We start from the raw sequence: 22,784 nt of genomic DNA, 5'->3' as shown, positions 1-22,784 counted from the left end.
GAGGATCTTCCATGCACAGTCTGCAATCCCTGCTGGATACCCACGACGGCCACGGCCTGGCGACGATGTTGCGGCAACGCGAGATCGCGGCGAGCGAGCTGCTCGAAGCGGTCATCGAACGCCTGGACACCGTGGAGCCGTCCCTCAATGCCGTAAGCGAGCGGCTCTATGACCAGGCCCGCGCCGCGGCCAGGGCCCCGCTCGACGTCAACGCGCCCTTCGCCGGAGTTCCGACCCTGGTCAAGGACCTCTTCACCCCCCTGGCCGGCGCCCGCATGACCAATGGCTCCCTGGCTCTGGGCGAGGCGCGACCGGATTTCGACTGCGAACTGGTGACCCGACTGCGCCAGGCCGGCTGCCTGTTCGTTGGCACCACCACCTCGCCGGAATTCGGCACCTCCTACAGCACCGAATCGCGCCGCTTCGGCGCCACCGCCAACCCCTGGAACCCGGGCCATAGCGCCGGCGGTTCGAGCGGCGGTGCGGCGGCCCTGGTCGCCGCCCGCGTGGTGCCCTTCGCCCATGGCAACGATGGCGGCGGCTCGCTGCGGGTGCCAGCGTCCTGCTGCGGCATCTTCGGTCTCAAGCCCAGCCGCGGACGGATGCCTTCCGGACCCATGGTTGGCGAAGGCTGGGCTGGCATGGGCACGCCCCACGCCATGAGCCTGTCGGTGCGCGACAATGCCCTGCTGCTGGATGCCACCGCTGGCGCCGACCTGGGCGCGCCCTATGCCGCACCGGCCCACGGCGTACCCTTCGCCAGCCTGCTGGAGCGCGATCCCCGCCCGCTGCGCATCGCCCTGGTCGAGCACCTGGCACCCTGGCCGAGCGGACCCGAGGCCCTGGCCGCGGTGCGCCACACCGCCCGACTGTGCGAAAGCCTTGGCCACCACGTCGAGCCGGCGACCCTGCCGGTGGACCTGCCATGCTTCCTCGACCAGGTGTTCGACATCATCGGCCCCAGCACCCGTCACTACCTGCAGGTGCTCGGTGCGATGCGCGGTGCCCCGGTCAGCGACGAGGAGCTGGACGCCCGTACCCGGGTGATCCTGCGCGAACGGGGCGACATCCCCGCCCATCGCTACGCTGCCGCGGTGGAAGGCCTGCATGCCCTGGGCCGGACCCTGGCACGCTTTCTCACCGACCATGACGTCATCCTCACCCCCACCCTGACCCGCGAACCGCCGCGCCTAGGCGAGCTGGATGGCGACCACCCGGAACGCTCGCTGGCCGAGGCCATCGCCGCCTTCCACAGCTATTCGCCCTTCACCGCCCTGTTCAACGCCAGTGGCCAGCCCGCCATGTCGGTGCCGCTCTGGTGGACGCCCGACGGCCTGCCGCTAGGCAGCCATTTCGCCGCGCGCTTCGGCGAGGAAGGCACCCTGCTGGCCCTGGCCGCCCAGCTGGAACGCGCGCAACCCTGGGCGGGACGACGACCACGGTTGATGGGCAGTCGCTGAAGCCCTGGCCGCCGGGCCACGGCGGCCGCGGTCCCGGGTGGCGGACGGAGAGGCTCATCGCAAACTGGATGGCATCCTGTCACCCGCTTCGCTTGGATGCTCGCTATACTGGCCGCGCACGGCCTGTGACGAACACCTCTAGCATCCGTGCTGGAGGCTTCAGCCTGTTGTCGCTCGCCATCTTCCCCGCCACCCCGGCAGGGCACCGTACGAGCGACCCGATGAGCATCCTCACCTCGACTCCAGTCCCCTCGTACCTCCTGTCCCAGGACATCGATCTCATCGCCGAGATCGCCGCGGTACCCAAGATCCTGGACGTGGTCTGCCGGATGACCGGCATGGGCTTCGCCGCCGTGGCCCGGGTGACCGACGATCGCTGGATCGCCTGCAGCACCCTGGACCTCATCGGCTTCGGCCTCCAGCCCGGGGGCGAGCTGGACGTCAAATCGACCATCTGCGACGAGATCCGCGACCATCGCCAGCCGGTGGTGATCGACGACGTGGCGCTGGACGAACTCTACCGCCACCATCACACGCCCCGGCAGTACGGCCTGCGCAGCTATATTTCGGTCCCCATCGTGCTGGAGGATGGCAGCTTCTTCGGCACGCTCTGCGCCATCGATCCGCAGCCGGCCAAACCCAGCAGCCCCGAGATCCTGCCCGCCTTCGAACTCTTCGCCGACATGCTCGCGCTGGAGATCGCCGCCCAGCGCCGCTTCGCCGCCGCCCGCAACGTCCTGCACAGCGAGGGCTTTTCCCGCAGCCTGCTCCAGGCCAGCCTGGATTGCGTCAAGGTCCTCTCCGCGGAGGGCCATATCGAATTCATGAACGCCCAGGGGCTGGAGCTCAACCAGTTGCAGTCCTTCGACCAGGTCGTGGGCTGCGAGTACGCCGCCCTCTGGCCCGACGAGGAAGTCGCGAAGATCCGCCACGCCGTCGCACGCGCCGCAGCCGGCCAGACCACCCGGGTCGAAGGCTTCTGCCCCACGGCCCGCGGCGAGCCGCGCTGGTGGGAGGTGTCCTGTTCGCCCTTCGCGGTGACCGGCACCGGCGAGGTGAAGATCGTCTGCATCTCCCGCGACATCAGCAGTCGCATCCTCGCCCAGCAGGCGCAGCAGGCCCGGGCCGAGGCCATCGCAGCGCTCAACGACGAGCTGGAGCTACGCATCTCGGAGCGCACTGCCGAGCGCGATCAGATCTGGAACCGCTCCACCGATCCGCTGTGCGTGGCCGACCTCGAGGGCTTCTTCGTCAACCTCAATCCGGCCTGGGCGCTGACTCTGGGCTGGTCGCTCGAGGAACTCAAGGCCCAGCCGTTCCTGGCCTTTGTCCACGATGACGATCTCGTTGCCACGCGCCAGGCGTTCCGGGATATCAAGCAGGGCATAGCGCTGGTCAGCTTCGAAAACCGCTATCGCCACCGCGATGGGTCCTACCGCTGGTTTTCCTGGAATGCCACGCGCAACGGCGAACTGATCTATGCCACCGTGCGCGACGTGACCCAGCAACGCCAGCAGACGCTGGATCTGGCGGCCGCCGAAGACGCCCTGCGCCAGGCGCAGAAGATGGAAGCCATCGGCCAGCTCACCGGCGGCGTGGCCCATGACTTCAACAACCTGCTCACCGTCGCCCGCACCTCCTGCGACCTGCTCAAGCGCCCCAACCTCAGCGACGCGCGCCGCGAGCGCTACCTGGAGGCGATCTCCACCACCGTGGATCGCGCCGCTCGCTTGACCGGGCAACTGCTGGCCTTCGCCCGCCGCCAGACGCTGGCGCCCGAGGTGTTTTCCGCCCGGGACAATGTCCTGGCCATGAGCGACATGCTGGAAACCCTGCTCGGCGCACAGGTCGGCATCGCCCTCGAGGTCGGCGACGACCCCTGCCTGGTCTATGCCGACCCCAGCCAGTTCGATACCGCCCTGGTGAACATCGCGGTGAACGCCCGGGACGCCATGGGCGATGCGGGACGCCTGACCATCAGCGTCGGCACCGTCGCCAGCATTCCGGCCACTGCGACCCAGCCCGCCCTGGCCCTCCCGGCCGTGGCCGTCGCCCTGACGGACAACGGCAGCGGCATCGTCCGGGAGCACCTGGAGCAGATCTTCGAGCCCTTCTTCACCACCAAGAGAGTTGGCCAGGGCACCGGTCTCGGCCTGAGCCAGGTGTTTGGCTTCATCAAGCAGTCCGGTGGCGAGGTGCGGGTCACCAGCGAGGTCGGCCGCGGCACGACCTTCCACCTCTATCTGCCGGTGGCGCCGGTAACCGGACAGCCACCGGCCCTGGATGACGCCGCGGCAACCGCCGATGGCGGCGGGGTCACCGTCCTGGTGGTCGAGGACAATCTCGAGGTTGGCAGCTTCGCCGTCGACCTGCTGAGCGATCTCGGCTACCACGCGGTGCTGGCCGCCAACGCCGAGCGCGCCCTCGCCCTGCTCGCCGACCAGCCAGGCCGGTTCGACGTGGTCTTCTCGGACGTCGTCATGCCCGGCATGAGTGGCCTGGAACTGGCCATCGAGATCAGGCGCCTCTATCGCAGCCTGCCGATCCTGCTGACCTCGGGCTACAGCCAGGTGCTGGCGACCAATGGCGCCCAGGGCTTCGAGCTGATCCACAAGCCCTACTCGGCGGACGCCCTGTCCCGCCGGCTGCAGGAGATCCTCGTCGGGTGCGAGACGCACCTGGCCACCTAGCGCGTGGCTGGCTGACCTTCTAAGCTGCGCGCCGGCCGCGACCGCCGCTGGCAGAGCGCCATGCCTGAGAAGACCTGGGCGCGACGGAGTGCCGGAGCGCGCCGACAGCGGCCCCCCACCCGGCCCTGACGATCGGGTAACATGCGCCGCCGCGGGCCAGTGGCCCTCTGTCTATCGGTAAGGAGTCACAGTGTTCGAGACCCAGGTCATCATCATCGGTGCCGGCGCGGCCGGTTTGATGTGCGCCCTGAGCGCCGCCACGCGCGGGCGCCGGGTCCTGGTCCTCGACCACGCCAACAAGGCCGGCAAGAAGATCCTCATGTCCGGCGGCGGCCGCTGCAACTTCACCAACGTCTATTGCGAGCCTGCCAATTTCCTCTCGCAGAACGCGCATTTCTGCAAATCGGCCCTGGCCCGCTATACCCAGTGGGACTTCATCGCCCTGGTGGCCAAGCATGGCGTGCCCTACCACGAGAAGAAGCTCGGCCAGCTGTTCTGCGACAACAAGGCCAGTGACATCCTCACCCTGCTGCTGGACGAGTGCGAGCGCGGCGGCGTCGACATCCGCCTGGAGACCTCGGTGCAGGAGATCGCCCGCCTCGACCCGGGCGGTTATCAGCTGCAGACCAGCCTGGGCCCGGTGCGTGGCGAATCCCTGGTGATCGCCACCGGCGGCCTGTCCATCCCGACCCTGGGCGCCACCGGCTTCGGCTATCAGGTCGCCCGCCAGTTCGGCCATCAGCTACTGCCGACCCGCGCCGGTCTGGTGCCCTTCACGATCACCGATCCGCAGCTCAAGGAATTTTGCAGCGCCCTGTCCGGCACGGCGGTGGAAGACTGCCGGATCAGCTGCAACGGCCAGAGCTTCGTCGAGAATCTGCTGTTCACCCACCGCGGCCTCAGCGGTCCGGCGATCCTGCAGATCTCTTCCTACTGGCAACCCGGCGACAGTCTCAGCATCGACCTGCTGCCGCACCTCGACCTCGCCCAGTTGCTCGCCGAGCAGCGCCAGGCGCGCCCCAACAGCGAGCTCAAGACGCTGCTGGGCGAGCTGTTCACCAAGAAGATGGCCACCCTGCTCGCCGACAGCTGGTTCCACTCAAAACCGCTGAAGCAATACACCCCCGACGAACTCCAGGCCATCGCCGCGCGCCTGCACGACTGGCAACTGGTTCCTGCGGGCACCGAAGGCTATCGAACGGCCGAGGTCACCCTGGGTGGCGTCGACACCCGCGAGGTCTCGTCCAAGACCCTGGAGTCGCTCAAGTCACCTGGCCTGTACTTCATCGGCGAGGTGCTGGACGTCACCGGCCACCTGGGCGGCTTCAACTTCCAGTGGGCCTGGGCCTCCGGTTATGCGGCGGCGCAGTACGTCTAGGCCGGAGACCGCGCCTAGCGTCTGGACTCAGGCAGCCGCAGACGGCCAGGTCTGGCTCGCGATGCGCAGGAAATTCCCGCCCAGAATGGCGTCGATGTCAGCGGCGGTGTAGCCCTGCCCCTCCAGCTGGCGTATCAGTTCAGGTAGTGCCTCGGGTTGCAGCTGGGTATGGCCGTGCGGCTGTCCATAGTGGCGTGCGGGCCACCAGTCTTCAGCGTCGACGCCAGCGGGCAGGTCATGGTCGGCCGGGCACAGCTCGGTATCCAGCCCGATGCCGATATGCCGGGTCCCGACGCGCTCCGCCAGGTAGTCGATCTGGCGGACATAGCTGGCCACCGAAGCCGCGGGATCGCCGAGAAAGATGCCTAGCCCGGTCAGGCCGATCACCCCATCCTGGTCGGCACAGGCGCGGATCTGCCGATCGCTGATCGTCCGGGGATGCTCGTGGAGCGCCTTGATATTGGTGTGGGAAAAGACCACCGGCCGCGTCGACACCGCCATGATCTCCAGGCTGGCACGCTCGCTCGCGTGGGCACAGTCGAGGGTGATGCCCGCCGCATTGCCGGCGGCCACCACCTCGCGACCCAGCGCCGTCAGACCGCCGCCCGCGCCATGGCAACCCCCGGCGCAGGCGTTGTCGCGGTTGTAGGCGAGCAGCATCTGGCGTACCCCGAGGGAGGCATAGAGCCCCACCATCGCCGGGTCGTCGAGCAGCATGGTCGAGCCTTCGAGATCGAAGGACACGGCCAGCTTGCCTTGCTCGCGCGCCCGCTGCAGGTCGGCCACCGCGCCGACCAGACAGAAGTGCGCGTCGTGCCGGGCCAGCCAGGCGCGGAAGCCGGCGAGGGTCTGCAGTACCGTCGCGAAAGGCGTCATGTCCATGCCGACATTGATCGACACGTGATGAAAGCCGGCCGCGCGATAGCGACTCAAGCCGGACATGTCCTGCCCCGGCACCAGCGGCAGGCAGGCATGCGCCTCCCAGCGTAGCGGCTTGAGTCCCGCTTCTCCGGCTGCGACCGTCTGCATCTGTGTTCCCCTACGCACGTCTCGAGGGGTTCAACATAGCATGCGGACCCGCCGCAGGCGCCGCCCCGCCGCTAGCCGAACGTCACGCCCCGCAACAGCGCCGGATCCACGGGCTGCGCCTGATAGCGCACCGAGACCTGGCCATAGGCATGGGGATCGAGCACCTGGTCCCAGCCTGCAGGGGTCACGTTCTGGCTGCGGCTGACGTCCGCTTCGGCGACGGCCGGCTGCGGCGCGGCCTGGGCGCGTCTTTCGTTGATCTCGGCGGCCATGGCGGTGTAGCTGGCGGTGCTGAGCAGGGCGAGAGCGGCCATCTTGTTGAAGACGTTCATGGTGGAGCCTCCTGTCTTGAACACGGGGGCTGGCGTCGCCGCGGAAAGCGGTCCGGCGTCAGTCACGGTTCCACCTTGCGCCCAGGCGTCTTAACGCTGTCTTAACCCCTCTGAACCCCGGCTGAACGACTGCGACAACCTGCCCCAGGCGATGGCCACTGGCCAATTGACCTGGATCAGTTTTGCCCAGGGCCAGCAGGCGCATCCTGCATGCAGCCGCCACTCCGTCCTGGAGGGGCGCCACGGCTCGCGAGGTCGCCATGAACGGACGCCTGGTCAAAGAACTGCTGGTCATCCTGCTGATCAAGCTGGCGCTACTGATGGTGATCAAGAGCCTCTGGTTCAGCGCCCCCACGGTGCCGCCCGACGCCTCCCAGGCGGTCAGCGCCCACCTGCTGGACTAGCACCCCTACCCCCCTTCTGAGGAGATTGCCGGGATGATCTCGGAATCCGTCGTGGACCTGTCACGCCTGCAATTCGGCATGACCGCGCTGTATCACTTCATCTTCGTGCCCCTGACCCTGGGGCTGGTGGTGATCCTGGGGATCATGGAGTCGGTCTATGTGATGACCGGCAAACAGGTCTACAAGGACATGACCCAGTTCTGGGGCAAGCTGTTCGGCATCAACTTCGCCCTGGGCGTCACCACCGGCCTGACCATGGAGTTCCAGTTCGGCACCAACTGGGCCTACTACTCCCACTATGTCGGCGACATCTTCGGCGCGCCCCTGGCCATCGAGGGCCTGATGGCCTTCTTCCTCGAATCGACGCTGATCGGGCTGTTCTTCTTTGGCTGGGAGCGGCTGTCGAGAGGTCAGCACCTGCTGGTGACCTGGCTGGTAGCCCTGGGCTCGAATCTTTCCGCGCTGTGGATCCTGGTGGCCAACGGCTGGATGCAGAATCCGGTCGGCGCCGAATTCAACTACGTGACCATGCGCATGGAGCTGGTCGACTTCGGCGCCCTGCTGCTCAATCCCGTGGCCCAGGTGAAGTTCGTCCACACCGTGGCCTCGGGTTACGTCACCGGCGCCATCTTCGTGCTGGCGATCTCCAGCTACTACCTGCTCAAGGGCCGCGACATCGGCTTCGCCCGGCGTTCCTTCGCTGTGGCCGCCGCCTTCGGCATGGCCGCGGTGGTCTCGGTGATCGTGCTGGGCGACGAATCCGGCTATCGCGTCGGCGAGGTGCAGAAGGTCAAGCTGGCCGCCATCGAAGCCGAATGGGACACCGAAGCAGCGCCAGCCTCCTTCACCCTGTTCGGCATTCCCAACCAGCAGGAGATGCGCACCGACTACGCGGTGAAGATCCCCTACCTGATGGGGCTGATCGCCACCCGCTCCACCAGCGAGCCGGTCACCGGCATCAGGGACCTGGTCAGCCAGTACGAGGCCCGCGTCCGCAATGGTGCCCAGGCCTATGCCCTGCTCGAACGCCTGCGCGCCGGCGACGATTCCGCCGCCACCCGCGCCGCCTTCGACGCCCACAAGCAGGACCTGGGCTATGGCCTGCTGCTGAAGAAGTACGTCAACGATCCCGCCACGGCCACCCCCGAGCAGGTCCGCCAGGCCGCGCGGGACACCATTCCCGGCGTCGCCAGCCTGTTCTGGACCTTCCGCATCATGGTCGCCTCCGGCGTGCTGATGCTGGCGCTGTTCGTCTGCGCCTTCTGGGCCTCGACCCGCCGCAACGAACTCAGGAAACCCTGGTTGCTGAAGTGGGCGCTGCTGAGCCTGCCGCTGCCCTGGATCGCCACCCAGACCGGCTGGTGGGTCGCCGAGCACGGTCGCCAGCCCTGGACCATCAGCGAGGTCCTGCCCACCCACCTGTCGGCCTCGACCCTGGCTGCGGGCGACCTCCTCGGCTCCATCGGCGCCCTGGTGACCTTCTACACCCTGCTGCTGATCGTGGAGCTGTACCTGATGATCCGCTTCGCCCGCCTCGGCCCGAGCAGCCTGCATACCGGCCGCTACTTCCATGAACGCGCCGCCCAGGTCGGCGACGCCCTGCGCCAGGCCGCCGTGGCCAGGCCCGCTGCCCCGGCCAACGTCTGAGGAGACCGCCATGTTCGACTATGAAGTCCTCAAGCTCACCTGGTGGGTGCTGATCGGCGTGCTGCTGATTGGCTTCGCCCTTACCGACGGATTCGACATGGGCGCCATGATCCTGATGCCCCTGATCGGCAAGACCGACAAGGAACGCCGCGCCGCCATCAACAGCATCGCCCCGCACTGGGACGGCAACCAGGTCTGGTTCATCACCGCCGGTGGCGCCCTCTTCGCCGCCTGGCCGATGGTCTATGCCACCGCCTTCTCCGGTCTCTACTGGGCCCTGCTGCTGGTGCTCTTCGCCCTGTTCCTGCGCCCGGTGGGCTTCGACTACCGCAGCAAGCTGGACAACACCCGCTGGCGCAGCGCCTGGGACTGGGGTCTGTTCACCGGCAGCCTGGTCCCGGCGCTGGTGTTCGGCGTGGCCTTCGGCAACCTCTTCCAGGGCCTGCCCTTCCAGCTCGACGACACCCTGAGATCCAGCTACCACGGCAGCTTCTTCGCCCTGCTCAACCCCTTCGCGCTGCTCTGCGGGCTGGTCAGCCTGGCCATGCTCTGCGCCCACGGCGGCAGCTGGCTGATGCTGCGCACCCATCAGGCGCTGGGCGAGCGTGCCCGTCGCGCCACCGGTCTGTGCGCCCTGCTCCATCTCGTCACCTTCGGCCTGGCCGGCGTCTGGCTGGCCTATGGCTTCGACGGCTATGTGCTGATCAGCCAGGGCGATCCGGGCAGTGCCCTGAATCCGCTGCACAAGGTGGTGACCGCGGGCAATCCGGGCTGGCTGGCCAACTACCACCAGCAGCCGCTGACCCTGATCGCCCCGGTCGTGGCGGTGCTCGGCAGCGTTTTGGCGCTGCTGGGCAGCAGCTGGCGGCAGGCGGGTCTGGCCTTTACCGGCACGGCCCTGGCCATCGTCGGCACCCTCGCCACCGCCGGCTGCGCACTGTTTCCCTTCGTGCTGCCGTCGAGCCTGGACCCGGCCTCCAGCCTGACCGTCTGGGACGCCGTCTCCAGCCACAAGACCCTGGGCATCATGTTCGTCGCCGCGGCGCTCTTCGTGCCGCTGATCCTCGCCTACACCCTGTGGAGCTACGCCCGGATGTGGGGCAAGGTCGATGACCGCTTCATCGACGCCAATCCCCACGGCCTCTACTGATCGGCCCCTCTCAAGGAGACCTGCCATGTGGTACTTCACCTGGATCCTCGGCGTCCTGCTCGCCGCCAGCTTCGGCATCATCAACGCCCTCTGGCTGGAAAGCACCCGGGAGCTGGATGTCCATGACGATGCCGAATGCTGAAGTCCTGCCCCGCGTCCATCCGCTGGGGCGCACGCTGTCGCTGCTGCTCGCAGCGCCCCTGGCCCTGCTGCTGCTGATCCATCCGGGGCTGATGCTCGACGCCAGCGGCCACTACAGCCATCCGCTGCTGATGGCGGTCATGCTGGGCGTCTCCGCCGGACTGGTGCATGGCGTCGGCTTCGTGCCGCGCCTGTGGCTCTGGCGCCTGGTGTTCGGCCCGGTGCTGGGCTGGCCGCTGCTGGTGCTCGGCTACGCCCTGCTCGTCAAGGCGCACCTGGGTTGATTGACGTCTGACCATAGCGCCCGGCCTCCCCGGGCGCTGCGCTCCTCACCCGGCGTACCGCCTGGCCGCGTGCCGCGCGCCGCGCCACTCACGCCGATGAATAACCTGACTATCAAGGTTCGTCCGCGGGTGCCGACATAACCGGAATCGATCTTGCCCGCGCCGGCTTCCCCCTTGCCGCCGACGTACCCGCTGAACGCCTCAGAGAATGCCACGATGCTCAGGAATGCCCCCCTAAGTACCAAGCTCCTGCTGATCCTGCTCCTGCCGCTGGCTGGATTCCTGGTGATCTCGGGCCTCTACACCGCCGATCGCTACGAAACCTTCAAGGACATGGAGCACACCGTGACCGCCAGTGCCACGGCCCAGCGCATCAGCGCCGTGGTCACCAGCCTGCAGCGCGAACGCGGCGCCAGCGGCGTCTTCCTGGGCAGCGGCGGCAAGTCCATGCAGGACAAGCTCAAGACCTTCCGCCAGGACAGCGACCAGGCTCATGGCGCGCTCAAGGCCCTGGCCAGCGGTAGCGACGCCGCTCTCCAGAGCCTGCTGCGCGCCCTGGACGGCCTGACCGATCTGCGCACCAGCGTCGACGGCCTGGCGCTCAACAGCACCCAGTCCGGTGCGGCCTACACCGATTTGATCAAGACATTGATCGGCTACACCCATTCGCTGGAAGCCGGGGTCGACGATCCGGCCATCCTGCGCGCCCTGGGCGCCCTCAATCTGTTCGTCGAGATGAAGGAGCGCGCCGGCCGCGAGCGCGTCCTGCTGGGCCTGGCCTTCAACCAGAATCGCTTCGACGCCAGCCTGCTGTCGCGCTTCGCCCGCAACCTGGGTGAATTCTCCGCCTATGCCGACGCCTTCGAGCGCAAAGCCACGCCCGACTTCATCCGCCAGCTCGACGACACCTTCAAGCAACCCAGCGCCCAAGAAGTCAGCCGCCTGCAGCAACTGGCCTTTACCGTCCCCCTGGGCGACGCCCTGGGCGTCAAGCCGGAAGACTGGTTCAACCTGGCCACCCAGCGCATCGACCTGATGGGCAAAGTCGAGGCGGATCTGGGCGCCAGCGTTGGCGCCCAGGCCGAGCAGGCCCGCGCCAAGGCCAGTCGCGACCTCTGGATCACCCTCGGCCTGGTGCTGCTGGTGCTGGTGGCCGTCTCGGCCCTGGCCTGGGTGATCATCCGCAACATCAAGCAGGCGGTGGAACAGGTCAACGCGACCCTCACCCGCCTCGCCACCCGCGACCTCACCGCGCGCTGCGCCTATCAGGGCAAGGACGAGTTCGGCGCCATCACCGGCAACCTCAACCTGATGAGCCAGGAGCTGGGCCAGGTGATCCAGGAGATCGGCGCGGCCACCGTGCAGGTCGCCACCGCCGCCGAGGAGGCCTCGGCCGTCGCCCTCCAGACCAGCCAGAACGTCGCCCAGCAGCGCCTGGGCACCGATCAGGTCGCCACCGCCATCGCCGAGATGAGCGCCACCGTCAAGGACGTCGCCCGCAGCACCACCGAAGCCGCCGAAGGCTCGCGCCAGGTCGAGGGCAACACCAGCCAGGGTCGTCGCGAATTGCAGGCCACCATCGGCCTGGTACAGGGGCTGTCGGTGCAGGCCGAACGGACCTCGGAGATCATCGCCGAACTCAAGCACGAGAGCGACGCCATCTCCTCGGTACTGGACGTGATCCGCGGCATCGCCGAGCAGACCAACCTGCTGGCCCTCAACGCCGCCATCGAAGCCGCCCGCGCCGGTGAAGCCGGGCGTGGCTTCGCCGTGGTGGCCGACGAAGTACGCTCCCTGGCACAGAAGACCCAGCAATCCACCGGCAGCATCCAGCAGATGATCAATAATCTGCAGAACGGCTCCGATCGTGCCACCCAGGCCATGCAGGAAACCCTGAGCCAGGTGCAGACCGGCGCCAGCAACGTGGTTCGCGCCGGCGAGCTGCTGGGCGAGATCGCCGAGGGGGTGACCCTGATCAACGACCGCAACATCCAGGTGGCCTCGGCCGCCGAGCAGCAGAGTCAGGTCGCCGAAGAGATCAGTCGCAACGTCAACGACATCAACGACCTGGTGATCCAGGTTAGCGCCGGCGCCGAGCAGACCGCCGTCACCAGTCGCGAACTGGCGCGCCTCGCCGAACAGCAGCAGGCGCTGGTGGGTCGCTTCCGGGTGGCTTGACTCCATGAATTCGCAACGGTCGGTGCCTTTGCAAGCACTGGCCGTTCGCTCGAGCCTCCTTCGCCCAGGGCATTCCTCACCACCGCTAACGGTGCTCTTCAGTCGACCACGGCCAACGCCAATGCGGAAAAAGCGGAAGAGCGGGAGGCTCTTCCGTCGGGTTCAAGCCTCTTCAGAAAGGTACAGGGACGCACCCTTCCACTCGTGCACGCTAGCCCCAAGAACTCATTGACGTGCGGTAGCAGCCCACCTGCCGTACCTGCTCACGCCCTGGTCCAACGCCTGAACAGGGCGCTGGCGTTCACGCCACCAAAGCCGAAGCCATTGGACAGGGCGTATTCGAGCGGCAGCCGGCGCGCCCGCAAGGCCACGAGATTCAGGCCATCGGCGGCCTGATCCGGGTGGTGTAGATTCAGCGTCGGCGGCACGATCTGGTCACGCAGGGCGAGTACGGTGAAGATCGCCTCGATACCACCAGCGGCGCCCAGCAGGTGCCCGGTACTGGACTTGGTCGAGGTAATGGCGACCGGCGAGTTATCACCAAAGACTGCCCGAATGGCCGCCAGCTCCCCCTTGTCGCCGACCGGTGTGGAAGTGGCGTGGGCATTGATGTGTTGCACCTCGGCGGCGGCGATCCCGGCCTGGCGCAGGGCCTGCTCCATGGCGCGGCGGGCACCGCTGCCGTCTTCCGGACCGGCGGTGAGATGATAGGCATCGGCGCTGGTGCCGTAGCCCACCAGCTCGGCCAGGGGTGTGGCGCCTCGGGCCAGCGCGTGATCCAGTGACTCAATGACCAGGAGCCCTGCACCCTCGGCCATGACGAAGCCTGCCCTATCTCGATCGAAAGGCCGGGACGCCTCTTGCGGACGATCATTGTAGCCGGCTGCCAGGGCGCGGGCCGCAGCGAAACTGCCCAGGGTCACCGGATGGAGAGCGGCTTCGGTCCCCCCACAGATCGCGATGTCCGCCTCCCCTGCTCGGATAAGGCGGGCAGCATCGCCGATGGCCTGGACGCTAGCGGCGCAGGCTGTAACCGGTGCGCCGAGTGGCCCCTTGAAACCATGCTCGATGGATACATGGCCGGCGGCCATGTTGGCGAGAAATGACGGCGCGGTGAACGGCGAGAGCCGTCGCGCGCCGCGGGTATCCGTGGTGCGCACGGCACTGGCGATGGCATCGAAGCCGCCGACGCCCGAGGCAATAAGCGTGGCGGTTCGTTGCTGGGCGGCATCGTCACCGGGATGCCAGTTCGCCTGTTCGAGGGCCTCCCGCGCCGCGACCAGGGCAAACTCGATGAAGCGATCCATCTTCTTGCGATCCTTGGCATTGATATGGAGCTCGGGGTCATAGCCAGCCGTCGGATCCTCCGCCAGACCGGGCACCTGTCCGGCGATGCCGCAACCAGTGTCTCCGGCTACGCTCTCAGGTAACGCCCGTAGGCCTGACCGGCCGGCGAGCAGGCGCGACCAAGTCACCTCGGCTCCACATCCCAGCGGACCGACTAGGCCAACCCCGGTAACGACGATACGGACTGGATGCTGCTTGTTCATATGACTCCTCGGTAGACGGGACTGAAGGTCCAGCCGTCTGGACTGGTATCCCGTTGATGCAGGACCACTGCCCCATAAGATGATGGCCGACATATAAATCATATGATAGTCATCATGTAAAGGCTGTTAGCTGGCTTGCGTGGTTACCTATGAAAGCTGATCAGATGATCAGGCGCCTTCGCTGGATGCCGCGAAGGCATCTGGCTGGCGCGGGATCACATGCTTCGACCCTTGAGTGCGGAGATCAGGATCCAGTCAGCACTGGGCGCCCGACGACTTCGCTTCGAGCAGTTCGAGCAGCGCCGAACGGGCAGCATCAAGGATATGATCGGACAGCTTAGGATCTGCCACCCCACGCGACAGTACTAGAGCGCCAACCAGCGTGCTCAATACCAAGACAGCGTCCTGGGAATCCGGCAAGTGTTCGCCAAGCTGCCCCAACCTTGCCAGGAGCGCTTGGTCGGTTGCGGGGTGCGCCGCCCCGCGCTGGCCAAGTTCGGCGGAGACGGTCGGAAAGATACAGCCTCTGGCTGGCTCGTCCCGGTGAACAGTGGAAAGATAACGCTGGATGAATTCAGGCAGCGGCCGATCCCCGGTCAAGCTCACGGGCGTTACGGCCCCGATCTCCAGCAGGCAGTAGCGCAGCGCTTCATCGATCAGTTCGTCCTTGGACGTGAAGTGCCCGTAAAACCCTCCATGCGTCAACTTCAACGCCTTCATCAGGGTCTGCACGCTGGTCGCATTCACGCCGTCGCGGCGAAAACGCTTGGCAGCTTCTTCGATGATCCGCTGCCGAGTCTTCGCCTTGTGCTCTTCATCGTAACGCATGGGGTTCTCGATGCTTGGTATGTCAGTTGTCATGCTACGCCGCCAAGCCCACCGGTGGAATCGGCAGCCCATGATTGCTCATCGGCCGTTCAGCAGCGGGCGCCACCGAGCGCGCCGCTAGCGGCGTATCACGGCTACGTCCGGCCGCCTGCGGTAAGCCCGCTCATTACGGTCACAGAGGCACACGCCGCCTGGCGATCCGGGATCTCGTATTGCTCCTGCCGCAAGGCCGCGAAGCGCACCTGGGACAGCGGCCGCTGCAGGTGGAAGCCCTGGGCCTGGTCGCATTTGAGGTCGGCGATGCGCGCCAGCTGGCCGGCGGTCTCGATGCCCTCGGCCACCACCGTCAACGACAGTGCCCGCCCCATGCTGACGATGGCCTCGACGATGGCGGCATTGCTCTCGCTCACCTCGATGTTGGAAACGAAGCTGCGATCGATCTTCAGGCAATCGAAGGGATAGGTACGCAGATAGCTCAGCGAGGAATAGCCGGTGCCGAAGTCGTCCATGGACAGCCGCACACCCAGCGCCTTGAGCTTCTTCATCAACTCCAGGGCGCCCGCGGCGTCGTCCAGCAGGACGTTCTCGGTCAGCTCCAGCTCGACCCGCGCCGGGTCGATGCCGGTGCGATCGAGCACCTTGCGGATGCGGGCCACCAGGTCATCGCGCTGGAACTCCAGCGGTGACAGGTTGATGGACACGATCAACTCCGGCGCCCAGTCCAGCGCCTGACTGCAGGCTTCCTGCAGCACCCAGTCGCTCAGCCCCAGGATCAGCCCGGTCTCCTCCGCCACCCCGATGAACTCGGCGGGTGCCAGCCGACCGCGAGCGGGATGATTCCAGCGCACCAGCGCCTCGGCACCCAGCAATCGCTGGCCATTGGCGGCGAAGCGCGGCTGGAAATCCAGCTCGAATTCCAGTCGCTGCAGTCCCAGCCGCAATTCGGTTTCCAGCTGGCGCCGTTCGAGGATGCGCTGGTTCATGGTGGGTTCGTAGAACCTCAGGGTGTTGCGCCCCGCGGCCTTGGCCTCGTACAGGGCGATGTCCGCATAGCGCAGCAGGTCCTCGGCGCCGTGACCGTCCTGGGGCGCCCGGGCGATGCCGATGCTCGCGCCGATGTTGATGTCGTGCTCGTCGATGCGCATGGGCCGGCCGATGCCCTCCAGCATCCGGTTGCACAGCACGCTCACCTGCTCGGCGCTCAGGCAGCCATTCACCGCGATGACGAATTCATCGCCGCCGATGCGCGCGACCAGATCGCCTTCACGCACGCCGGCGCGCAACTCCCGGGCAACCTGGCAGAGCACCTGGTCGCCGGCGCCATGGCCGAGGGAGTCGTTGACCGGCTTGAAGCGGTCCAGATCGAGGGCCAGCAGATGCAGCGGCTGACTGGCGTTGACGCCCTCGGCGAAGCGCTGCGCCAGGTAGCGGTGCAGTTGATGACGGTTGGCCAGTCCGGTGAGGGCATCGTGCTGGCTGATGTGTTCGATGCGCGCCTTGGCCTCGATCTCCTCGGTCACGTCGCACACGGTGCCGCGAAAGCCCGCCAGCAGGCCACCGCTGATGATGGGTTGCGCCGTCAGCTGGCAGTACCTGAGCTTCGCCTGGGCGTCGCGCATCTCGCAGCGCAGGGGGCGCCGGGTGCGGCCGGCCGCCAGCGGCGTCCGGGCCACTTCCTCGACCTGGCTCGGCGGATAGCCGAGCAGTTCGTGCAGCGGGCGGCCCAGCCAATCCTCGCGGCTGAAGCCGGTCACCGCCACGAAGCGTTCCGAGAGATAGACCAGCCGCTGCTCGGCGTCGCTTTCCCAGATCCAGTCGGACGAGGCCTCGGAAACGGTGCGAAAGCGCTGCTCGCTGTGCCTCAGGGCATCTTCGGCCACATCCGTCTGCCGTGCGGCCAGGCCGATCCGGCGGCGCAGGTACCAGACCAGTAGCAGCGCCAGACCACACATCGCCACCAGCAACGGCAGGAACTGCGCCAGCAGGCGCTGCCCCATGCCATGCACCTGCCAGTGGAAGGTCACGGCGATACCCGGATCGGACTTCACCACCAGGGTCGGGCGCTCCGCCAGGGCAGGCAGTTCTCCGGGCTCCGCGGTCAGCCCGGGCAATTCGAAGGTCTGGCCGAGCTGGGCCAGCTTGTCCGGCGTGAGGATGTCGACGAACACCATGTAGGACAGCCGCTTGAAGTCCTGATAGGTGGCGTCCGGGCGGATCACCGCGGCCAGCACGCTGGCCGGCTTGCCTTCGATCAGGAAATAGCCCTGGGCATAGCCATCCTTGAGCGAGCGCTCCCGTGCCTGCGCCAGCAACGGCGCCTGGTCGTCGCCCAGCCAGGTATCCAGTTGCACCTTGCTGCGGCCGCCGCCGACCACGGCGTAGCGCGTCACACTGTTGGGCGCCAGGATGAAGGCGCCATTCACGCCGTAGCCGCTGTAGAGGGATGGCCCGACGTTGTCTTCTTCGTAGGCCCAGTTGACGTCGACCTTCTTGCTGGTCCGCGCATAGGCCTCCAGCCAGAAGGAATAATCGGTCAGCACCCGGCCCAGTTTGTCCACCCGCGTCTCCAGCGCGCGCTGGGCGTCCGCCTCGCTGTGATAGCGTTGCTGCTCGTCGATGCGCGCGCACAGGTCGAGCAGCATCAAGCCCGCCAGGGCAAAGATGAGGGTGACCAAGGCGAAGAAACCCAGAGAGGCCTGACGGGCGACACGATTGAGTTGGGTAGGCACGATAGCGACCTGTTGCAACGGGTTGTACGAGGGTGCTGACGGCAGGCGGCCAGGCCGAAATCGTCTGCCTTTATATCGGCACTGCTCCAGGCAGCTTGAAGTCCCCGCATAGATATTCCGAAGAAGGGCTCGCTAGAGCGGCTGTTTTTGCACCATGCATGGGCGCTGACGAACCGAATGCGCCAGGACGGCGCAGCCTTTCCAGGACCTCTTGCTTAAAAACGACAGAGGGGCGCCACTCACCCGGGCAAATGTTGACCTATCGGTCAGCTTTACCCACCATCAAGGCATTCGAGACCAGGTGGAGAGCGGCCGTGATCAGGTTTCTGCTGGACCAAAAGCTGCGCAGCGAAGAGCAGCTCGACCCCAACCTCACCGTGCTGCAGTACCTGCGCGAGCGCTGTGGCAAGACCGGCACCAAGGAAGGCTGCGCCTCGGGCGACTGCGGCGCCTGCACCGTGGTGCTGGCCGAGCGGGAGGGCGATCGGTTGCGCTATCGCACCGTCAACAGTTGCCTGACCTTTGTCGCGGCGCTAGACGGCCGGCAGCTGATCAGTGTGGAGGCCCTCAAGCACCAGGGTCGGCTGCACCAGGTGCAGCAAGCCATGGTCGACTGCCACGGTTCCCAGTGCGGCTACTGCACCCCGGGCTTCGTCATGTCGCTGTTCGCCTTGCAGAAGAACGTGGCCGCGCCCGATGACGCCGCGACCCACGAGGCCCTGGCCGGCAATCTCTGTCGTTGCACCGGCTACCGGCCGATCCTGGCCGCGGCCGAACAGGCTTGCACCAGCCGCCAGCCGGATCAGTTCGATGCCCGCGAGCAGCAGACCCTGGAACGCCTCAAGGCCCTGGCGCCAGCACCCGATACCCGACTGGAAGGTGCCAACCGGCGCTGCCTCAGCCCCACCACCCTGAGCGAACTAGCCCGTCTTTATCTGGCCCATCCCGAGGCGCGCCTGCTGGCCGGCGGCACCGACCTGGCCCTGGATGTCACCCAGCAGCATCGCCGCCTGGAGACCCTGATCTACCTGGGCAATCTGCCCGAACTGCGCGGCGTTACCGTCGGCGACGATTCTATCGAGATCGGCGCCGCCACCCCGCTGGCCGACTGTGCCGCCGCCCTCGCCGCCGACTACCCGGACTTCGGCGCCCTGCTGCAGCGCTTCGCCTCCCTGCAGATCCGTAACCAGGGCACCCTGGGCGGCAACATCGGCAATGCCTCGCCCATCGGCGACAGTCCGCCCTTGCTCCTGGCGCTGGGCGCCCGCCTGCTGCTGCGCCAGGGTGAACGCCTGCGCGAAATGGCGCTGGACGACTTCTTCCTCGACTACCGCAAGACCGCCCTGGAGCCGGGCGAATTCATCCAGGCGGTGCGGGTGCCGCGGGCGCGCGAAGGTCTCGTCTTCCGCGCCTTCAAGGTGTCCAAGCGGCTGGACGATGACATCTCCGCGGTCTGCGCCGCCTTCGCCCTGGAGCTGGAGCAGGACCGCGTCGCCAGCGTGCGCATCGCCTACGGCGGCATGGCCGCCACCCCCAAGCGGGCGGCGCGCTGCGAACAGGCGCTGCTCGGCCAGCCCTGGAACGCCGCGTCCATCGAGCGCGCCGCCCAGGCCCTGGCCGAGGATTTCGCCCCGTTGTCGGATTTCCGCGCCAGTCGCGAATACCGTCTGCTGACGGCGCAGAACCTGCTGCGCAAATGTCACCTGGAAACCACCCAGCCCGCGCTCGCCACGAGGGTCACCGCCCATGTCTAGCACCCTGCCCACCCGTACCCCCGAGGAAATGGCCGCGGCCTTCGCCGCCGGCCTGGCCACCGGCGTCGGCAAGCCGCTCAAGCACGAGAGCGCCGACAAGCATGTCAGCGGCGAGGCCCTGTACATCGACGACCGCCTGGAGTTTCCCAACCAGCTGCACGTCTATGCGCGGATGAGCGAGCACGCCCATGCGCGGATCAAACACATCGATCTCGCGCCCTGCTACGGGATCCCCGGCGTGGCTCTGGCCATCACCGCTGCGGACGTACCGGGCCAGCTCGACATCGGCGCCGTATTGCCCGGCGATCCGCTGCTGGCCGATGGCGAGGTGCAGTACCTGGGCCAGCCGGTGCTGGCGGTGGCCGCCACCAGCCTCGACGCCGCCCGCCGCGCCGCCCAGGCCGCCATCATCGAGTTTGAGCCGCTGGAGGCCATCCTCGACGTCAAGGAGGCGCTGCGCCGCGAGCACTTCATCTCGCCCAGCCACAGCCACCAGCTCGGTGACGCGGCCGCCGCCCTGGCCGCCGCGCCCCATCGCCTGCAGGGCGAACTGGCCATCGGCGGCCAGGAGCACTTCTACCTGGAAACCCAGGTGGCCTCGGTCATGCCCACCGAGGACGGCGGCATGCTGGTCTATTCCTCCACCCAGAATCCCACCGAGGTGCAGAAACAGGTGGCCGAGGTGCTGGGCGTCTCCATGAACAGGGTCACCGTCGACATGAGACGCATGGGCGGCGGCTTCGGCGGCAAGGAAAGCCAGGCCGGCATGCCGGCGGCGCTCTGCGCGGTGTTCGCCCATCTCACCGGGCGCCCGGTGAAGATGCGCCTGCCGCGGTTCGAAGACATGCACATGACCGGCAAGCGCCATCCTTTCCACGTCGAGTACGACGTCGGCTTCGACGACGACGGCCGGTTGCTGGGCATCCGCTTCGAACTGGCGGGCAACTGCGGCTATTCGCCGGATCTGTCCAACGCCATCATCGATCGCGCCATGTTCCATGCCGACAACGCCTATTTCCTCGGCAACGCCCAGATCACCGGCCACCGCTGCAAGACCCACCTGGCGTCCAACACCGCTTACCGCGGTTTCGGCGGCCCCCAGGGCATGCTGGCCATCGAGAACGTCATGGACGCCATCGCCCGCCATCGCGGCCTCGATCCGCTGGAGGTGCGCCGGCGCAACTATTACGGCAAGGAGACGCGCAACCTCACCCACTACCACCAGGTGGTGGAAGACAACCTGCTCGAGGAGATGACCGCGGACCTTGCCGCCAGCAGCGACTACCAGGTCCGCCGCGAAGCCATCCACGCCTTCAACCAGGCCAGTCCGGTACTGAAGAAGGGCCTGGCGCTGACCCCGGTGAAATTCGGTATCTCCTTCACCTCTTCCTTCCTCAACCAGGGCGGCGCCCTGATCAATGTCTACACCGACGGCAGCATCCACCTGAACCATGGCGGCACCGAAATGGGCCAGGGGCTCAACACCAAGGTCGCCCAGGTGGTGGCCGAGGTCTTCCAGGTCGATATCCAGCGCATCCAGATCACCGCCACCAACACCGACAAGGTGCCCAACACCTCGCCCACCGCCGCCTCCAGCGGCACCGACCTCAACGGCAAGGCCGCGCAGAACGCCGCCCAGACCATCAAGGACCGGCTGATCGACTTCGCCAGTCGGCACTTTCACGTCGGGCCCGAAGAGATCGACTTCCGCAACGGCCACGTCAGGGTGCGCGATCGCCTGCTGAGCTTCGAGGAGCTGATCCAGCTGGCCTATGTCGGCCAGGTGTCGCTGTCCAGCACCGGTTACTACCGCACGCCCAAGATCCACTACGACCGCGACCAGGCCCGCGGCCGGCCCTTCTACTACTACGCCTTCGGCGCCGCCTGCTCCGAGGTGCTGATCGACACCCTCACCGGTGAATACCGCCTGCTGCGCACCGACATCCTCCACGACGTCGGTGCCTCCCTGAATCCGGCCATCGACATTGGCCAGGTCGAAGGCGGCTTCGTCCAGGGCCTGGGCTGGCTGACCATGGAAGAGCTGGTGTGGAACGACGCCGGCAAGCTGCTCACCGCTGGCCCCTCCACCTACAAGATCCCCGCCGTAAGCGACGTGCCGCCGGACCTGCGGGTCCGCCTGGTGGAAAATCGCAAGAATCCCGAGGCCACGGTGTTCCACTCCAAGGCCGTGGGCGAGCCGCCCTTCATGCTCGGCATCTCGGTGTGGTGCGCCCTGCAGGACGCCGTGGCCAGCGTGGCCGACTACCGCTTCCACCCGGCGCTGGACGCACCGGCCACCCCCGAACGGGTGCTCTGGGGCGTGGAGCGCATGCGCCGCCTGGCCGCCGAGGCGCAGGCCGCCCAGGTCCCCGCCATGGAGGAGCCGGCATGAACACCAAACGTGGCTGGCTGGCCTTGCTGGCCGATTTCGAAGCGCGCGGCGAACCCTGCGTGCTGATCACCGTCGCCGACGAGCAGGGTTCCACCCCCCGCGAGGCCGGCACCAAGATGCTGGTGGGCCGGGACGAGCAGCACCTGACCATCGGCGGCGGTCATCTGGAATACCGCGCGGTGGAGATCGCCCGGGAACTGCTCGCCGCCGGCACCCGCCAGCCGCGCCTGGAGCGTTTCTCCCTGGCCGCCAGCCTTGGCCAGTGCTGCGGCGGCGTCACCACCCTGCTGTTCGAACCCCAGCTGGCGCAGGACGTCCCGGTGATCGTCTTCGGCGCCGGCCATGTCGCCCGCGCCCTGGTGCCGCTGCTGGCCGGGCTGCCTTGCGCGGTGCGCTGGGTGGACTCGCGTGCCCAGGAATTTCCCGCCGTCCTGCCCGCCGGGGTGGAAAAGCGCCTGACCGACGAGCCGGTCGACGAGATCGCCCAGATGCCGGCGGGTGCCTACTACATCGTCATGACCCATAATCACCCCCTGGATCTGGAGTTGACCGACGCCATCCTCGCCCGTGGCGACCATGGCTATTTCGGTCTGATCGGCTCCCGGACCAAGTGGGCCAAGTTCCGCCACCGTCTCGCGGCGCGCGGCCACGGTGCCGACCGCCTGGCCACGGTACGCTGTCCGCTGGGCCTGCCCGAGGTCCAAGGCAAGCTGCCGCTGGAGATCGCCATCGCCGTTGCCGGCGAGGTCATCGCCCACTACGGCCGCCAGGCCCAGCAGGCGGAGCTGCCGCTGCGCCTGGTCACCGCCACCCCCAATTAGCGCTATCCCTATCCGAG

Annotated in this window: 17 protein-coding genes; 12 read left to right on the top strand and 5 right to left on the bottom strand. The window is 67.3% G+C overall.

Annotation, left to right across the window (positions count from 1 at the left end; translation table 11 throughout):
* The first annotated feature begins 11 nt into the window (after nt 1-11).
* The 3 genes from FHR73_RS03655 (at nt 12) to FHR73_RS03645 (ending at nt 5,528) form a co-directional block, all read left to right on the top strand.
* Nucleotides 12-1,460 (top strand): amidase, encoded by a 1,449-nt coding sequence (locus FHR73_RS03655; RefSeq protein ID WP_183629610.1) that lies wholly within the window; start codon nt 12-14, stop codon nt 1,458-1,460.
* 221 nt (nt 1,461-1,681) lie between these two features.
* Complete coding sequence (locus tag FHR73_RS03650; protein WP_183629609.1) at nt 1,682-4,150, top strand: PAS domain-containing protein; 2,469 nt, start codon at nt 1,682-1,684, stop codon at nt 4,148-4,150.
* Nucleotides 4,151-4,340: 190 nt separating this feature from the next.
* On the top strand, nt 4,341-5,528 hold the full coding sequence (locus FHR73_RS03645) for an NAD(P)/FAD-dependent oxidoreductase (protein ID WP_183629608.1): 1,188 nt from the start codon (nt 4,341-4,343) through the stop codon (nt 5,526-5,528).
* Between the two features lie 27 nt (nt 5,529-5,555).
* Here FHR73_RS03645 and FHR73_RS03640 read toward each other — a convergent pair whose 3' ends face one another.
* Entirely contained in the window at nt 5,556-6,557 is a 1,002-nt protein-coding gene (locus tag FHR73_RS03640) for a dipeptidase (RefSeq protein WP_183629607.1), read from the bottom strand.
* Nucleotides 6,558-6,628: 71 nt separating this feature from the next.
* On the bottom strand, nt 6,629-6,889 hold the full coding sequence (locus tag FHR73_RS03635; RefSeq protein ID WP_183629606.1) for a hypothetical protein: 261 nt from the start codon (nt 6,887-6,889) through the stop codon (nt 6,629-6,631).
* A gap of 260 nt (nt 6,890-7,149) precedes the next feature.
* On the opposite strand from FHR73_RS03635, the gene cydP reads away from it, so the two are divergent.
* The 6 genes from cydP to FHR73_RS03605 all read left to right on the top strand — a co-directional run bounded on the left by cydP (nt 7,150) and on the right by FHR73_RS03605 (nt 12,693).
* Nucleotides 7,150-7,293 carry a cytochrome oxidase putative small subunit CydP gene (gene cydP / locus FHR73_RS03630; RefSeq protein ID WP_183629605.1) on the top strand — a complete coding sequence of 48 codons (144 nt, stop codon included), beginning with the start codon at nt 7,150-7,152 and terminating at the stop codon, nt 7,291-7,293.
* 33 nt (nt 7,294-7,326) lie between these two features.
* Complete coding sequence (locus FHR73_RS03625) at nt 7,327-8,940, top strand: cytochrome ubiquinol oxidase subunit I (RefSeq protein ID WP_183629604.1); 1,614 nt, start codon at nt 7,327-7,329, stop codon at nt 8,938-8,940.
* A gap of 10 nt (nt 8,941-8,950) precedes the next feature.
* On the top strand, nt 8,951-10,090 hold the full coding sequence (gene cydB / locus FHR73_RS03620) for a cytochrome d ubiquinol oxidase subunit II (protein WP_183629603.1): 1,140 nt from the start codon (nt 8,951-8,953) through the stop codon (nt 10,088-10,090).
* A 25-nt stretch (nt 10,091-10,115) separates the two neighbouring features.
* Entirely contained in the window at nt 10,116-10,232 is a 117-nt protein-coding gene (gene cydX / locus FHR73_RS03615) for a cytochrome bd-I oxidase subunit CydX (RefSeq protein WP_007158843.1), read from the top strand.
* Nucleotides 10,219-10,515 (top strand): cyd operon YbgE family protein, encoded by a 297-nt coding sequence (locus FHR73_RS03610; protein ID WP_183630181.1) that lies wholly within the window; start codon nt 10,219-10,221, stop codon nt 10,513-10,515. Before cydX ends, FHR73_RS03610 begins: the two co-directional genes overlap by 14 nt.
* 216 nt (nt 10,516-10,731) lie before the next feature.
* Nucleotides 10,732-12,693, top strand: a complete 1,962-nt coding sequence (locus FHR73_RS03605; protein ID WP_183629602.1) for a methyl-accepting chemotaxis protein — start codon at nt 10,732-10,734, stop codon at nt 12,691-12,693.
* A 263-nt stretch (nt 12,694-12,956) separates the two neighbouring features.
* On the opposite strand, the gene fabF is transcribed toward FHR73_RS03605, so the two are convergent.
* The 3 genes from fabF to FHR73_RS03590 all read right to left on the bottom strand — a co-directional run bounded on the left by fabF (nt 12,957) and on the right by FHR73_RS03590 (nt 17,800).
* On the bottom strand, nt 12,957-14,243 hold the full coding sequence (gene fabF / locus FHR73_RS03600; protein WP_183629601.1) for a beta-ketoacyl-ACP synthase II: 1,287 nt from the start codon (nt 14,241-14,243) through the stop codon (nt 12,957-12,959).
* 255 nt (nt 14,244-14,498) lie between these two features.
* On the bottom strand, nt 14,499-15,071 hold the full coding sequence (locus tag FHR73_RS03595; protein WP_183629600.1) for a TetR/AcrR family transcriptional regulator: 573 nt from the start codon (nt 15,069-15,071) through the stop codon (nt 14,499-14,501).
* A gap of 134 nt (nt 15,072-15,205) precedes the next feature.
* On the bottom strand, nt 15,206-17,800 hold the full coding sequence (locus tag FHR73_RS03590; RefSeq protein ID WP_311628867.1) for an EAL domain-containing protein: 2,595 nt from the start codon (nt 17,798-17,800) through the stop codon (nt 15,206-15,208).
* A gap of 314 nt (nt 17,801-18,114) precedes the next feature.
* Between FHR73_RS03590 and xdhA the strand changes: the two genes are divergently transcribed.
* The 3 genes from xdhA to xdhC are packed head-to-tail and all read left to right on the top strand — an operon-like array spanning nt 18,115 to nt 22,767.
* Nucleotides 18,115-19,554: a xanthine dehydrogenase small subunit gene (gene xdhA / locus FHR73_RS03585; RefSeq protein ID WP_183629599.1), complete on the top strand. Its 1,440-nt coding sequence runs from the start codon at nt 18,115-18,117 to the stop codon at nt 19,552-19,554.
* Entirely contained in the window at nt 19,547-21,946 is a 2,400-nt protein-coding gene (gene xdhB / locus FHR73_RS03580; protein ID WP_183629598.1) for a xanthine dehydrogenase molybdopterin binding subunit, read from the top strand. The genes xdhA and xdhB overlap by 8 nt, the downstream gene beginning before the upstream one ends.
* Entirely contained in the window at nt 21,943-22,767 is an 825-nt protein-coding gene (gene xdhC, locus FHR73_RS03575; protein ID WP_183629597.1) for a xanthine dehydrogenase accessory protein XdhC, read from the top strand. Before xdhB ends, xdhC begins: the two co-directional genes overlap by 4 nt.
* The last annotated feature ends 17 nt before the right edge of the window (nt 22,768-22,784 follow it).

Origin of the sequence: Pseudomonas sp. AS2.8 (assembly GCF_014190935.1) — a bacterium.
Classification (GTDB): domain Bacteria; phylum Pseudomonadota; class Gammaproteobacteria; order Pseudomonadales; family Pseudomonadaceae; genus Chryseomonas.
The sequence above is the reverse complement of the archived record's forward strand: the minus strand, read 5'-3'. Positions and strand labels throughout refer to the sequence as shown.